Source organism: Pseudobacteroides sp. (assembly GCF_036567765.1).
Classification (GTDB): Bacteria; Bacillota; Clostridia; order Acetivibrionales; family DSM-2933; genus Pseudobacteroides.
In genome coordinates this window covers 1-14,335 of sequence record NZ_DATCTU010000053.1, presented here as the reverse complement: position 1 = coordinate 14,335, position 14,335 = coordinate 1, and the positions used below count along the sequence as shown (strand labels likewise).

Annotated in this window: 16 protein-coding genes and 1 pseudogene; 3 read left to right on the top strand and 14 right to left on the bottom strand. The window is 34.9% G+C overall.

Annotated elements, in window-relative coordinates; all coding sequences use genetic code 11:
* Positions 1-180, top strand: a pseudogene (locus VIO64_RS08820) (hypothetical protein); the annotation flags it as partial.
* A 198-nt stretch (positions 181-378) separates the two neighbouring features.
* Here VIO64_RS08820 and VIO64_RS08815 read toward each other — a convergent pair.
* The 10 genes from VIO64_RS08815 to VIO64_RS08770 form a co-directional block, all read right to left on the bottom strand.
* The gene (locus tag VIO64_RS08815; RefSeq protein WP_331917244.1) at positions 379-1,287 is read right to left on the bottom strand and encodes a spore germination protein; all 909 of its coding nucleotides are present in this window, start codon (positions 1,285-1,287) and stop codon (positions 379-381) included.
* A 71-nt stretch (positions 1,288-1,358) separates the two neighbouring features.
* Complete coding sequence (locus VIO64_RS08810) at positions 1,359-1,541, bottom strand: DUF6472 family protein (RefSeq protein ID WP_331917242.1); 183 nt, start codon at positions 1,539-1,541, stop codon at positions 1,359-1,361.
* Between the two features lie 232 nt (positions 1,542-1,773).
* Positions 1,774-1,983 carry an alpha/beta-type small acid-soluble spore protein gene (locus VIO64_RS08805; RefSeq protein WP_331917240.1) on the bottom strand — a complete coding sequence of 70 codons (210 nt, stop codon included), beginning with the start codon at positions 1,981-1,983 and terminating at the stop codon, positions 1,774-1,776.
* A 183-nt stretch (positions 1,984-2,166) separates the two neighbouring features.
* On the bottom strand, positions 2,167-2,391 hold the full coding sequence (locus tag VIO64_RS08800; protein WP_331917238.1) for an alpha/beta-type small acid-soluble spore protein: 225 nt from the start codon (positions 2,389-2,391) through the stop codon (positions 2,167-2,169).
* 119 nt (positions 2,392-2,510) lie between these two features.
* The gene (locus tag VIO64_RS08795; RefSeq protein ID WP_331917236.1) at positions 2,511-3,206 is read right to left on the bottom strand and encodes a DUF421 domain-containing protein; all 696 of its coding nucleotides are present in this window, start codon (positions 3,204-3,206) and stop codon (positions 2,511-2,513) included.
* A 12-nt stretch (positions 3,207-3,218) separates the two neighbouring features.
* On the bottom strand, positions 3,219-3,593 hold the full coding sequence (locus VIO64_RS08790) for a DUF4363 family protein (protein ID WP_331917234.1): 375 nt from the start codon (positions 3,591-3,593) through the stop codon (positions 3,219-3,221).
* Positions 3,594-3,606: 13 nt separating this feature from the next.
* Complete coding sequence (locus tag VIO64_RS08785; RefSeq protein ID WP_331917232.1) at positions 3,607-4,329, bottom strand: DUF421 domain-containing protein; 723 nt, start codon at positions 4,327-4,329, stop codon at positions 3,607-3,609.
* A 199-nt stretch (positions 4,330-4,528) separates the two neighbouring features.
* On the bottom strand, positions 4,529-4,741 hold the full coding sequence (locus tag VIO64_RS08780) for a helix-turn-helix transcriptional regulator (protein ID WP_331917230.1): 213 nt from the start codon (positions 4,739-4,741) through the stop codon (positions 4,529-4,531).
* A gap of 9 nt (positions 4,742-4,750) precedes the next feature.
* Positions 4,751-5,203 carry a DUF2975 domain-containing protein gene (locus tag VIO64_RS08775; protein WP_331917228.1) on the bottom strand — a complete coding sequence of 151 codons (453 nt, stop codon included), beginning with the start codon at positions 5,201-5,203 and terminating at the stop codon, positions 4,751-4,753.
* A gap of 94 nt (positions 5,204-5,297) precedes the next feature.
* Complete coding sequence (locus VIO64_RS08770; RefSeq protein WP_331917226.1) at positions 5,298-7,514, bottom strand: hypothetical protein; 2,217 nt, start codon at positions 7,512-7,514, stop codon at positions 5,298-5,300.
* Between the two features lie 135 nt (positions 7,515-7,649).
* Here VIO64_RS08770 and VIO64_RS08765 point away from each other — a divergent pair, with 135 nt between their 5' ends.
* Positions 7,650-9,068, top strand: coding sequence for a hypothetical protein (locus VIO64_RS08765; protein ID WP_331917224.1), 1,419 nt, complete (start codon positions 7,650-7,652; stop codon positions 9,066-9,068).
* Between the two features lie 15 nt (positions 9,069-9,083).
* Here VIO64_RS08765 and VIO64_RS08760 read toward each other — a convergent pair whose 3' ends face one another.
* A complete protein-coding gene (locus VIO64_RS08760; protein WP_331917222.1) occupies positions 9,084-9,680 on the bottom strand; it encodes a YdcF family protein in 597 nt (198 codons plus the stop codon).
* Between the two features lie 12 nt (positions 9,681-9,692).
* The gene (locus tag VIO64_RS08755) at positions 9,693-10,556 is read right to left on the bottom strand and encodes an NADAR family protein (RefSeq protein WP_331917220.1); all 864 of its coding nucleotides are present in this window, start codon (positions 10,554-10,556) and stop codon (positions 9,693-9,695) included.
* 245 nt (positions 10,557-10,801) lie between these two features.
* Between VIO64_RS08755 and VIO64_RS08750 the strand changes: the two genes are divergently transcribed.
* Entirely contained in the window at positions 10,802-13,306 is a 2,505-nt protein-coding gene (locus VIO64_RS08750) for a stalk domain-containing protein (protein ID WP_331917218.1), read from the top strand.
* 65 nt (positions 13,307-13,371) lie between these two features.
* Here the strand turns inward: VIO64_RS08750 and VIO64_RS08745 are convergent, their stop codons facing one another.
* Together VIO64_RS08745 and VIO64_RS08740 are read right to left on the bottom strand one after the other, a co-directional pair.
* Complete coding sequence (locus VIO64_RS08745; RefSeq protein ID WP_331917216.1) at positions 13,372-13,737, bottom strand: RidA family protein; 366 nt, start codon at positions 13,735-13,737, stop codon at positions 13,372-13,374.
* A gap of 79 nt (positions 13,738-13,816) precedes the next feature.
* Positions 13,817-14,200 carry a DUF3795 domain-containing protein gene (locus VIO64_RS08740; RefSeq protein ID WP_331917214.1) on the bottom strand — a complete coding sequence of 128 codons (384 nt, stop codon included), beginning with the start codon at positions 14,198-14,200 and terminating at the stop codon, positions 13,817-13,819.
* Positions 14,201-14,335 lie beyond the last annotated feature (135 nt).

Here is a 14,335-nt window from a genome sequence, read left to right as displayed (position 1 = left end):
TTTGGAATAGCAGCAATATTTTCAACAGTAGGTGTAATCTACTCCCCTTCGTTAAGAATTTTTGGATTTTTATTTGGCCCGATATGGTTACCTGTTCTTTGTATAATACTTGGGCTAACAGTAGGTTTTATTATGAAAAATATTATTATAGATGTTTCAATTAAACAGACTGTACCTTGACTTATTATTTATTATTTAACTACCTTTCTTTTGCACTTGATTTCAATTATAATCCAAACGATAACAGGCAGAATTACTTGAAAGGGAAATGAATAGTATTGATACACATTAAAAGCCCAATATTTCATTTCCATAATGTTTTTGTACATAATATATGCAAAGAAAATCATTAACAAACCTGTTTGTATTGTAATCGACCTAGTTGTTATAATAGTCTTCATTTGATTGGGTGGCTTCTGCCAGCACAAAGGGTACCGTAAGTACAAAGGGACTGCCGTCAACAAATAAGGCTACTCTACCTTCTAAGAGCTTGGATGCTATAACATCGGGCCTTTCGCTGGCACCTATAGTCTCAAATGGTGAAAAGGGCTCATCTTTAATGTACTCCTGTATATATCCCGAATCTAATATACTGTCAATTACCATGCCGTCAAGGCGCCGCTCAAGTTCATTTATTATACTTTCCAATGCCAATCCCTCTAAATAGCAGATACAAGTTACAGTTCGTGTTCTCTCTCCAAGCTCCTTAAATTTAAACTTCAAATCCGGATTTTTTATTTTCCTCCGAATTAGGGATAGGTTAACAGCTATTGATTCGGTAAATCCCTCTCTTGGCCCGCGTATCACCCTTGCAGAATCCGGCTCGCTGATTGACCTTGACTGCCAGCCTTTTGAGCTTATTACCAGAACTTTATCATATCCTTCCAGTAAAAATATTGTGTCTCCATAAGTTATGTTTCTTACAATTTTATTTAAATCATTTGTCATAATGACTTTATTTGATGCTATTACTTTATGCTGTAGTTCCTCCAGAAGATTTGTCTTGTTTAATTCTTCTGCCAGGTTGTTGTTTAAGACAGGCATAATTATGTTTTCATTGATAATTTCAGAATTCACCATGCCCTCAATATATAATATACAACATTTTGCCTGGATCAAATGTTTATTTTGAAACCTTCTTGTGACCAGCATTTCATCACCTGAAAATATGTTTTCAAGTAATGTTATGTTTTCCTCAAGACGTTTTGTTAATGATATATTATTGTATTTATTATCAGATATTTTATTTGTTGTTTTAGTTGTTTTATCATTTTTTTGGCCAAACAAGAATAATCACCCTTTAAAAAGTTATTCTTTATTTTGCCCCTATTGATAAAAATTATTATACAGGATATGTATTACATCTGCTTTCTTACTATTTTATACTCGTCATTAAACTGGAAGTATGGGCAATTGTTAAATGTGTTGCTGATAAATTTACCCATTTCATCCTCGTCCAAATTAACCTGGCATACATAATAGTTATATTCATCATCATATATATAATTCATGCAGCAATCGCAATTTGTTTTACCTTTCATTTCAGTGATCCTCCCAAAAATATGGACGTGCAGTAAACCACAATATATCCTTAATCCAATATATTATCATATTTATAGATTGAATGCCATCACTAAGCAAAATTCTGAAGTCCCCCATGCACGACATAGAAAAAACGCAATTGTCAAACAACTGCGTTTTTCATATAAAATATTATTTTAATTCTTTTCATTTAGCTTAATTGAAACATGCTGTATAATTGCCGCCTATAAATTATTTCTGGTTTGAAAGCTGCTTTTCAGCCATTTCAATTAATTTCTTTGTGATATTTCCTCCAACCTTACCTGCATCCCTGGAAGTTATATCACCATTGTATCCATTTTTTAAATTTACTCCAACCTGTGAAGCAATTTCGTATTTCATCTTATCCAAAGCATTTGCTGCCTGTGGTACTACTTTATGATTATTATTATTATTAGCCATAATTTTAACCTCCTGTTTTTTTAGAATGGTTATATATTGCATTAATATATTGTGGAGGTTTTTATTATTTTATGTATACCAAATTATTATAAGGCAAAATATGTATATATCCTATCATTTATAAATAGTAAGGAATAGACAATGCTTCAACACTCTGTCTATTCCTTGATGTCTCAAGCTATATTATTCGGAAATCATTTGCTCTGCCATCTGAATCATTCTTTTTACCATCTGACCGCCTATTGGCCCGCCTTCCAAACCGTTTTGTTTTGCTGGAACGTCTCCCTTATAATGGTCATTGTTTTCTTTTATATACTGAAGATGTCCAATTTCTTGTGCACATTCTATTTTGAACTTTGTAAGTGCTTCTCTGCTTTCCGGTACTAAAGGATTTTTTCGACTTGACATGGTTTCACCTTCTTCACTAAATGTATTTTCAGATTTATTATTTGCGTTTTTTATTATAACTTGTCAATAAATTTTTAGTCAAACTGGGATAAAGTTGAATTTTCCATAATTTGAATGCATTAAATAATCCCAGGCTTATGATCAGGGGATTCTTTATACAAATCAATATTCAGTTTCCCGCTAGTATCCAATTCTGCTAAAAATATATCTTCAGCTTTTGAAGCACCGTATTTCTTTATTTCCTGGTTTAGCCATGCCTTATCTAACTTAGCAAATTTGAGGTTATTGTATTGAATTTCACCGTCGATGATTAGTGGCAATGTAATTCCTTCATATGGAGTGTCTATCTTTAAGTCATTTGGTGTGACCGGACGGCTTTGGGATGTCGGGATTACTGAAAGATTACCATCAGGCTCTATTATTGCAAATTCTACATCAGATACCTTTGTGTATCCTTGCAGTCTTAATAAGGAAATTAAGAATGGTAAATTCATTCTATTACGTTTTAAAGCATTTTTGTCTATTTTTCCGTTTACAATAATGATATCCGGTTTTGCATCAAAGTTATAGAATTTCTTATTCAAAGATATCCGACCTATGATGACAGCTACAGCAGCTATTGTTACTGAGCCCAAAAATGCTTTTGAACTTACCTTGAACACTAAAGGCTCTGCTGCAACATTTGCCAAAATCATTAAAGCTGTGAAGTCATAAGAGGTTAATTGTGAAATAGACCTCTTTCCGATTAATCTTACGCAAAACCATGAGAACAATAGAACAAGAACACAACGGAAAATATATATTAGCGCTTCCATATATAGCCCTCCTTATGGATCTGGTATAAACTTCCTAAAATTTTCCCATAGTTTCAAAGTTGATAATGACTGATTGACAGTTTCCGTTACATCTTTAGTTTTGACTCCACCCTTAATTCTAGATATATTGTCCAAAAAAAGGGAATAATCAGCTTCCGCATAATTGATTGCAAGGAGATATTTGCATTTTTTCCAAGATTCAAGTAGTTTAGTGACAGATTGTTCAGCCTCTTCCCATTTATCATGTTGTGCATATTCTATTATATTATTCAGTTGGCTGACAATTGGCTCACCTGAAGGAAAAGCTATGCTTTGAGCAGCAAAATATATGGTGAAAATTAGGAGAATAATACCAAGAAGTCCATAAGTTATTGTTCTGTTCCTCAAGTGTTTGGCCTCCCTATTCTATTCCGTATTGTCCATGCTTTTCCTCAGCATCCGGCTGTTTAGCGGATATATAAAGGCTTCCTTCAGAATCAAGCCCTGCATAAAAAACTTGTTCTACTTTCGAAACACCTTGGCTTGATAGCTGAGTATTTAGCCAACTTTCATCCAGATTCACTGATTTTAAATTTTCTGCTAATACCTTTCCATCCATAATCAAATCTTTTGTCAAGCCTTTATAACTTGTTGGAATTTTCATATCAGATGGTGTTAGTGGTGCCTTCTGTGATTTAGGAAGGACGGATAACTGACCATCATTTTCGATAATAGCAAACTCAACATCTGCATAATTAAATATATTCTTTTCTCTTAAAAGGGTAGTCAGCTCATTCATGGTGAAGCGTACCTTTTTTAAATTCTTATCAATAATCCTCCCGTTTTCAATAGCTGTAACAGGCTCACTGTTGGTGAGTTTCCTGACCCAAACACTTTTTATATGCAGGTAGCCGGTTATAATCGCAAGAGCACCGAGTGTTAGTAGGACAGCTGCAGCATTAGCAGTAGTATTATTCGGCCCCATTGCCAGATTGGCAGTTACTGACCCTAAAGTTATTATTACAGCAAAGTCGAAGAATGTCATTTGAGAAAGTCCTTTTCTCCCCATAAGCCTTGCAACGACTAAAAGAAGAAGGTAGGCAACTATTGCTCTAGTAACAGCATTTGTAATAATTTGATACATTAAAATATCTCCTTGGTATTTTTGTTTACATAACCTATTTTGACCAAAGGAGATATTATTTATTATAGCAAATTTAGGGTTACACATACTTCGTTTTATATAAAACTAATTAGGTTCTTCCTTTACAAGTATATCATTTACAATTTATTGGTGAGATATCCTAAGAAATTAAAACTATTTGTTTTTACGGCTTTTTTAATTACTCTTCGTCACTCTTGTACTCTAAAATATCTCCAGGCTGGCATTCCAAAGCCTTGCAAATCTGCTCCAAAGTTAACAATCTGATTGCTTTTGCCTTTCCGTTTTTTAATATAGAGAGATTAGCCATTGTTATTCCAACTCTTTCAGATAGCTCTGTGACGCTCATTTTCCTTTTTGCAAGCATAACATCAATATTAATTATAATTGCCATATTATCACCTCATACAGTTAAATCATTCTCAGATTTTATATCTATGGCTTCTTTTAAAAGCTTCTGAAGCACCCCTGCAAAGACTGCAATCACAGAAGAAGCAAAAACAATGAGCAATGGAAATGCCACAAGACCGGGAGCGTCATCTGCGTCCGCTACGGGAAATACGAGTGGTGCGATTACTGCAAATAAAATACTGATTATGATTGCACAGTACTTTATATTCTTTAGTGCATTTACAGATAATTCTGAGAAAGCCTTGTTCTTGTCAATGTAGCATAATAGCCTGAATGCCTGATACAGAGCAAAGTAATAGGAAATAGCTGATATATATGCAGCAATTATGACGGGAAAAGGTAAGTAGTCTATAAAGCCGGGCAACCAAAATATGCACAGAGCAAGAACCGGAATTCCAATAAGTATTACAGCTATTTTTAAAAAGAGTGTTTCTACTCGTTTCATAAAAGCACCTCGCTTATTTATTGTTAATTTTATTTTAGCATAATATTTATCGTTAATCAATAAAAACATATCGAAATCTGTTATATATTTATTGTTATTGCGGTTGAGGATACTCGGTAGCATAAAAGTGTTTTGCCATTATGGATACATCTTTCATATTGATAACTTTATCAAGGTTTAGGTCGTATATATCGCTATACCACTCATTATCACTGTCAACATTGAACACCTTGGCCAATACAATCAGATCCTGCATATTTATAATATTGTCTTTATGAAAATCCCCTCCCCATATATAAATGGGGTTTTCTATCAAACCTAGTTCTACTGCTGAATTATTTATTATAATATTATGTATATACCTATGCATATAACAACTTTTAACAATTTTTATTGTATATCCTTGTAAGTTTTTGGGTACATTGACAAACTTAAAGTATCCATCACTACCGGTCCACATTTTTCTTTTCAACTCAACCAGTTCAACACTGATATTTCTTTTGGTTATATCATTTTTGTCCAAACCTGCTATATCCGGAGATACAAATCCGGATATGGAAAATGTCTCTTGGTTTTGATTTGTTTCATTTGAATAAAAGTTGGGAATTGTAAATGCTACCATCCCAAATCCGATAACAGTGCCGTCATTTTTTAAAACAACTGTATGATCCATTCCTGCTGATACCTGCTTAACATTATTCAGCCCATCAGGTACATAATGCTGATTTAATCCGTTGTCTCCCCAAGCAGTAATAGTGCCGTCCTCTTTCAATGCAACCATATGCAAATCACCAGCAATCAGTTCTCTTACATTTTTAATGTCATCTGGTAATTTTAAGGATTCATAGTTATTAGCTCCCCAGTAAACAACAGTCCCATCCTTTTTCAATGCAAAAGAAGAGCTGTAACATGCAGCAATAGATTTAACATCCTTCAATCCTTTTGGAACATTACACTGCCCACCTTCATTATTTCCCCAGGCAACGACAGTGCCATCTTCCTTTAATGCCATTGAATGGCTTTGGCTTGCAGCTATTTGTTTTACATTCCTAAGGCCTACGGGAACACTGCATTGGCCGTTATCATTTAATCCCCAGGCAACAACAGTGCCATCTTCTTTCAATGCTAAAGAGTGATTATAACCTGCTGCTATGGACTTTACATTATTCAAATCCTTAGGAACATCATCTTCTCCATAAATATTATTCCCTACAGCAACAACAGTCCCGTTTTCTTTTAGACCTAAAATATGTGCCCCTTTCCCAGAAACACTTTTTATATCGGTAAAATCTGTATTTGGTATTTTCAAATTCGTATTGTAATAAAATTTTAATGCTGTAACACCTTTATCACTTACAATTAATTTACTATGGTGAAATGATTGAATACTTTTAATTTTGCCTATTTTTGAAGGTACAATACACTGTCCATATGCACTATAACCCCACGTTTCTATAGTCCCATCGCTTTTTAATGCAACCGAATGATACCCTCCTGCCGAAATGGAAACTACATCCTTTAGATCCTGGGGAACACTACATTGTTCAACATCATTTTTTCCCCAAGCAACAACAGTACCGTCTTCTTTTAGAGCTAAAGTATGGTTTCCTCTCGCCGAAATTGCTTTTACACCTTTAAGACCTCCCGGAACATTACATTCTCCATATTCGTTTGTTCCCCAGGCAACAACAGTCCCATCTTCCTTCAATGCCACAGAAAAATCATCACCGGCTGAAATTGCTTTGACATTTTTAAGACCAACAGGCACATTACACTGTTTTTCCAGCTTACTTCCCCACGCGGCAACAGTGCCATCACTTTTTAATGCAACAACATGTCCATATCCTGCTGCAACTGATTTAACATTTATAACATCCTTTGGAATGTTGTGCTGACCGTATACAGTCATTCCCCAAACTATTACATTTCCATCGGCGTTTAATGCACATGCAAAATCCGATGTTGCCGATATTTGTATAATATTTTTTAGATTTGAAGGCATTTTGTTATACCCAAGGTCGGTAGTAGACTCTACTGTCCCATCTTCCTTTAATGCTAAAATAAAACCCAAACCACTGGCCAATTGTTTAACATTATTTATATAACCCGGTATAATACATTGGTTATAGTTATTTTCACCCCATGCAACTATTGTCCCGTCCTCTTTTATTGCTGCTGTGTTATTGGTTCCGGCTGCGACTGATTTGAACCGCAGATTATTAATCGGTTCATCCTGAGCCGTTACGCTTATGGGCACAGACATATTAATAATTAAAATTATTGAAACCAATACACAAAATTTTCTAATCATTTGAATGCTCCTGTCTTTTTTATACATATTAATACTCTAATATTGTTTTGTTGACTCCAATACATATTATAACCACTTTACCTTCTAATTCCAAGCCATATCGAATATGATTTTACGGAAGGAAGTGGTTGGGCAATGAAAATATTTATTATCACTATAAAGAAGAAAAGACTAATGCTGACAGCATATCTGTTGACATTGATTATTGGGGGTGGTTTAGTTGCAAATGCAATATTTGATAACAATATAGGGGTTTTTAACAGCAACCCGAATGAAAATAAAATGCTAGAAGACATACACAAACTTAAAAACCTGCTTGATTCACTGATTCATCAAGAACAAAAAATCGTCTATGAAAAGGATGATAGAATCGTACATAATTATGCTCATTTTACCCCACCTCCACCCTTATCAGAATCTAAACTGAGTAAAGTTGTAAGAAACGGCGAAGGGGTGAGATTTAGATTCCTTTACAATGAACCGCTTTATCTTAGACCTATATTTGACCCCAGCTGGAAATCAACATTCTACCGAGGTTGGTTGGATATTCCGGTAAAAAATATGGAAGCCCACCACAAAATATTTGCATTCTCAATAGGAGGAAGTGCCAACTACGATATAGTCGGAAGTTTAGGGTACTCTCCAAAATCACCTCCCATTGCTCCACTAGATAATCATCGTAATATAAACCTTTTGATTTTTTGTTTTAATGTAAGAAATGTAAAAACATTCGAAGACCAGGTAGCATTGATAGGTGAGCCAAAACAAGCCGGAGCCCAAATAGTTTCTATTGTACAAGACGATTTACTGCCCCCAGGGGTAAACAAAAAGGACTTTCTATTTCAACTTTCTACCTCAGGGGGTTACGAAATAGATTTCATTAGAAATAATGTCATTAGGTATGAATACCTTATGCAAATAATCAAGGAAAATACTGTAGGTGCTTTTGATCCTCTTGAAAATGAATACAAATCCCAAGAAAAATTGCTTATTGAAAACGCAGCACTTAAAAAGGAACTTTCTTACTTTATTCCTTTAAAAGATGAAATAATTCGCCAGAAAACCTGCGATAGTGTTTTAGGCAGTCAAACCGAATCAGACAACCTGCAATCTATAATCCCGGGAGGAGAGAAAATTCCTTTTAGTTATAACTATATAAATCCAGTATATAAACGGCCGTTGTACGACCCATCTTGGAATGCAAACTACAAAAGAATGTGGTGCTATATCCCAAAACAAGTCGAATATAACTTACACCGCCTTCTCGTGGTACCAAAAAACAAAGAAAATGAGAAAGACTTTTTCGGAACATTGGGGTTTCATGAAAAATTCCAGCCTATAAAGCCTGAACAATGCGGCCTTATGGTTTATAATTTTAATGTTTCCGACGTTAAGTTGTATAACAACCAATTGATTCTTGTGGGAACACCATCAAGGGCAGGTGCCCAGATTGTAACAATTAGCCGCAGCAACCTAAAGGCTTATGGCGAATATAGAGTAAGGCTTGTGACTCCTGACAATTCGGAGGTAGATTGCAACATCTTAATACCGTAAATGTTAGGCTGCCTTTTAAAACAGTCTATATATATTATATCCAATGTAAAAGAACACCTCTCGCATCATAAACAAGGACTTGCTCTTCATGGTCTTGTACTTTGTTGATGGCGTGGGTGAAGAATAAGCATTAAGTCCATAGTCTTCAGCCATTAACATTGCTCTTTTCATATGTAATGGATCACTCACAATTATTACAGCAGACATACTATTTTCTTTTATGATTTTTGCTGCATATGATATGTTCTCCTGAGTGATTGTAGATTGCTCCTCTATAAAAATATCATTCTCAGGTACTAAATTTTCTACTGCATAACTTTTTGCTATGCTTGAATCTGAACGAATGTTATTTTTTCCTTTTCCACCAGTGAAGATCAGCTTGTCCACATATCCGTTCTTATACAACCAGATTCCATGCCTGATTCTTTCTTCAAACACTGGTGAAGGCTTGTTTCCCCAAACCCCTGCCCCCAATACTATGGCGGCATCAGACTTCGTCATCTCATTGGTGTTTGCATATAAATATATATCAACCGTTACATATATAACATAACTAATAAGCAAAATTATTATGATGTTTAAAATTTTTTTAAGTTTTATTTTGTATCTCATTTTACGAATGCCTTATTGCCCTTGCAAGCTCAATTTATCATAATTTTCACAAATCCGAATAAGTTCATCTCTCACTTCCATCAAGGCAAACCCCAAAAGGTTTAAACCTTTCCACTCCGAAGGATTTTCTATACGATTGTCATCAGCCGCTATTCCTATTCCCCATATATTATCATAAGGACTGGCTTCAACAATTACATTATTTTTTCTCTCTATTAAAAATCGTCTAAGACTATCATTTTGGACAAACTTCGCATAATTACCATTTAAAATTATGGAGTATCGCTTACTCTTCCATACCTTTTCATCAAAGTTTCTTACTTTTGTTCCCAATCCCTTTATCTGCTTAGGGTCCTTGCTTTTTAATATCTGCTCTAATATTTCTTCATCCATAAACAGCCGTGCTTTCTCAGCCATCATATACTGCTCCATACAGCAGTATGTATTTGTATCAATTTTAAAATCAGACATCCACCACTGACTCAAACAGGATTTTGTTATACTACCATCATAAGATGGTTGATGTCCCCAGAAAAAAAGATACTTTAAATTTTTGCCTGATCGAAAATCCTTTTGCAAATCACCAAGCGAATAATTCATATTACCATCTTTATTCCAAAGAAGATATCCATCACTATCGTAAAAATCCTCTTCTTGAGAATCTTCTTCATACCATCCAACCCAGCCTTTTGGTGTAGGAAACATTCGCTGATATTGTTTCTGTTCTTCATTAGATAAAGCACAATACCATTCCCCAAATTTGAATATATAACCCTCTCCAGATTCCATCCGCCAACCAATGCTGTATCTGCTGATGTATGGATACATAAACCATGGAGGAGCCATCGGATTTTTTATATCGTATGTTTTATTCACTGTATTTCACTCATTATATCTATTACCAAAGTGTGTTCTTGCTAATATATGACATCAAAGTCCACCCGGCATTACAAGTTTTGTTTTCAATTGCTCAATTATCAATTATATTTGTATACAAAAGAAATACAATGTTTCCAACAATTATATCCATTCTGTTTCTGTTGATATTAGGTAATAAAAGTGATAATATAAGTAAGTTATGGAAAGCAATACTATACCAAGCTAGGGGGGAGTAATAATTTATGAAGTTACAAAAGACACTTACAATTTTATTGATTTTCACTTTCTTGTTTTCATTTGTACCAAACATATCAATGGCTTCTAAGGGAATATCCGTTATAGTTGATGGTAGTCTTATCCAATTTGATGCCCAGCCGTTCATTGACACTGCTGGCAGAACCATGGTACCCGTGAGGTTTGTAGCAGAAAAGCTTAATGCCACCGTTAATTTTGAAGAAAAGTACAACAAACAATTGATATTAATTTCAAAAAACAAGCTTACAATACAACTAACCATCGGTGATGAAATGCTTATAACCCGTACCGAAGGTATTGAAAAGCCTGCATATACCTATATGGATACAAAACCCATCATTAAAGACAGCAGGACATTTATACCGTTACGCTATGTTGTGGAAACATTAGGTGCCACTATCAATTGGAACAGCAACACTTCTACTATTACAATAAGCTCAAAATACATAGGTACAGAAGATTCTTCAGGTCAAAGAGATTATGGTGCAAGATTCGAAATATTAAAGCCTAAACTTGGAGTAGCACCCGACAGGAAATTTATATTTCCTATTAAATATTACGATTACAAAGACGGCCACATAGGAAATGACTATGCAGAGGTTTACTCTGATCCTGCATGCCTTAATAAGGTTTTTGCGTCCATCGATCTTGAGCCTTCAAAGGATTATAAGACAGCATCACTGGTTATTTCACCTCCAATAGGCCCAAATCTTAGAAAAAGCTATGATGATCAATATGTATGGGGTGAAGGTCCAAGCTTTTATATCGTTTTCAAAGCCGATATAGAAGCAAATAAATTCACCAAGCTTGATAAGTTCAGACGTATGATGTTTACAGTATCAACACCTGTCGACATCCCAACCCTTCAGTTTTCTCTGTCCTCACAAGGTTTGGCTACTCTGAAGTGGAGCAAAGTCGAAGGTGCAGATGAGTATAAAGTCTATGCAGGATTTGATGATGTATTGGACGAGGTTATTGCAACCACAAAAGATACTCAATACAGCAGCTTTACACCACCAGAACATAAGGAAACCATAAATTTTGATTTTATGGATCGGTATGCAGTTGTAGCTGTAAAAGACGGTAAAGAGTCAAGATTAAGTAACGTTATTGACTCTAAAGACTATGACCAGTTAATCCCTCAAACCATGTCCTACAAGGATGGGGATAACAGAATTGAATTATCCTATAAATCATTTAAAGACCTTCCATCAGCAGTGGATTTATCAACACTTGCAGGCTACGATGCACCAGTGCTGCCTTACAAAGTCAAATTTGACTTCAAAAATGCAGCAAAATTTACAAGAAGTTATCTTAGCGGATATACTCTTCCATATAAGATACTCAATACTCCTTTCACCGGAACAACAGAAGTTATGTGCGAAGATAAAGAGGATGCTTTACTTGCTGAACTTCAAAAATCACAGGATAAAATAACATCCAATAACGGTGTTATAGATCCTCCTGTTCCTCAAAGCACAAATGAATCTAAAATAAAAGAAGAAAAGCCAGATCCTAAAAAAGAGGATACCGCTGAAAAAATTAAACCTGCTAAAAATGACCTATACAGCTATCTGACCGAAAACATGATAAAACAGAATAAAGACATTGACGTAAGTGCATACGATGAAGCCATGGACTGGGGCTATCTTAAAGACCTGGTTTTCAAAATTTTCACACAAGAGCCTTTGGTTATGGATGCAAAAGGTTTTAGTTTTGATTACTATAACAAAAAATTAAGTGTTACTTATACACCTGACAATGATATACAGTCAAAAATAAGTGCAGTTAAGGCTGAAGCCAAGAAGGTTATTTCTCAAATTATCAAGCCGGGCATGTCTTTAGCTGAAAAGGAAAAAGCGATTCACGACTATATCACCAATTCTGCAGAATATGATTGGGAAGCATTAAAGAACGGTGAGAAAAATGATTACAAAAAGGTTGACGACATTTTTAAGGACTCCTTCAATGCTTACGGTATACTTGTTAAAAAAGTGGGAGTATGTGCAAGCTATGCTGCTTCATTTACACTCTTGTGCAGAGAAGCAGGTATTGATGCAATTACTATAACAGGAACAATGAATGGTGTGGGGCATGCCTGGAACAAATTCAAGATCAATGACAAATGGTACAATGTGGATGCTACCAACAATGATAATCGTGAATATCCGGTATATAATGCATCTGATTCTTCTATCCGCCCTCAATTTGTCATCGAAAATGATTTCGAACTTGACGAGAATGTAGAAAAATTTATGACTGATGATAATTCTCAAGACTATTTTACTATTAATAAACTGACTGCCAAGTCAATAACCGATGCTTTTACATTAGCCAATGAACTGGCAAAGACTAAAAACAATTTCTCAATAAAAGTGCTTTCCTCTACTCCAATAGATGGATTTGATATCATGACAAACAGAGAATTAATACCCGAAGGATTCTCTTGTACAGAGCCGTTTGCATCAGTAATAACCTTTATAAAGGAATAATTTCCTGGCTATTTAAAAAAGTCTTCCATGTATCTCAAACAATTCATGGAAGACTTCTTCTTAAACTATCCTTTAAATGCAATGGCATCAAGTTGAAATTGAAGCCCATCTTGACCTCCCTGATGAGCAAACTCTGTTTGAATTGATTTTCGAGCTGGATACTTACCTTTAAATCTTTCTTTGATCACCTTTTCCATTATAGGTATATCCCAAATATCTCTAAATAAACAATCCATCTTAACGACTGATTCTAAAGTTAACCCGATTGATTCCAACCGCATTTGCAAATGGTCAAATGCACCATTTATTTGATTTTCAATAGACTGGCCAATGTTTCCTACACAATAACTTATAAAAACAAAATCACCAGCCTCGACAATTCCAGAGTGTGCCCATTCTTCATTAACATCACTTCTAATGATTTCTCTCATATAATTCTTCCCTTCGTATGTCATTCTTTTTCCTACAGGTGAATAGATAGCATAGCATTATATTCTTCTATGTTATTTATTAAAACTCGTTATCTAGGTTTTTTTTCTTTTCAAAAAAAGCTTTCTTCATGATTTCATGCTCTTCATTTTTACAAGTCTTTCTACAATTTGGCTCAAAAATCATTGTTTTTCTAAATGTCTCACTAATCTTTTCACAAGGATATAATTCACATTGACCACAATTTGCTATTTTTCTGCTGCTTACACATTGAATAATCTGATATCTACACCAATTTTTAGGCTTACATCCAGTACACTTTATTTCATTATTGCTAACCACCTTATCCCTATACCCAATTTTATACCATAATTTAGCTGTTTTGTGTAATTCTTCAGCTGTCTTTGGCAAATACCTTGGGCATACGCTACAATCATTTCCACATGCAGCAATTATCTGTTTCATAAATATAATCCATTCCTTTCGCTTCACTCAAGGCACAAAACGTAATGAAAACGGTGCTGCTGAGTGATTTTTATTTTATAATCAGTCCATAGGGGTTTCGGTAAACTACAAATCACGGGAAGGTGAGTGGGCTGC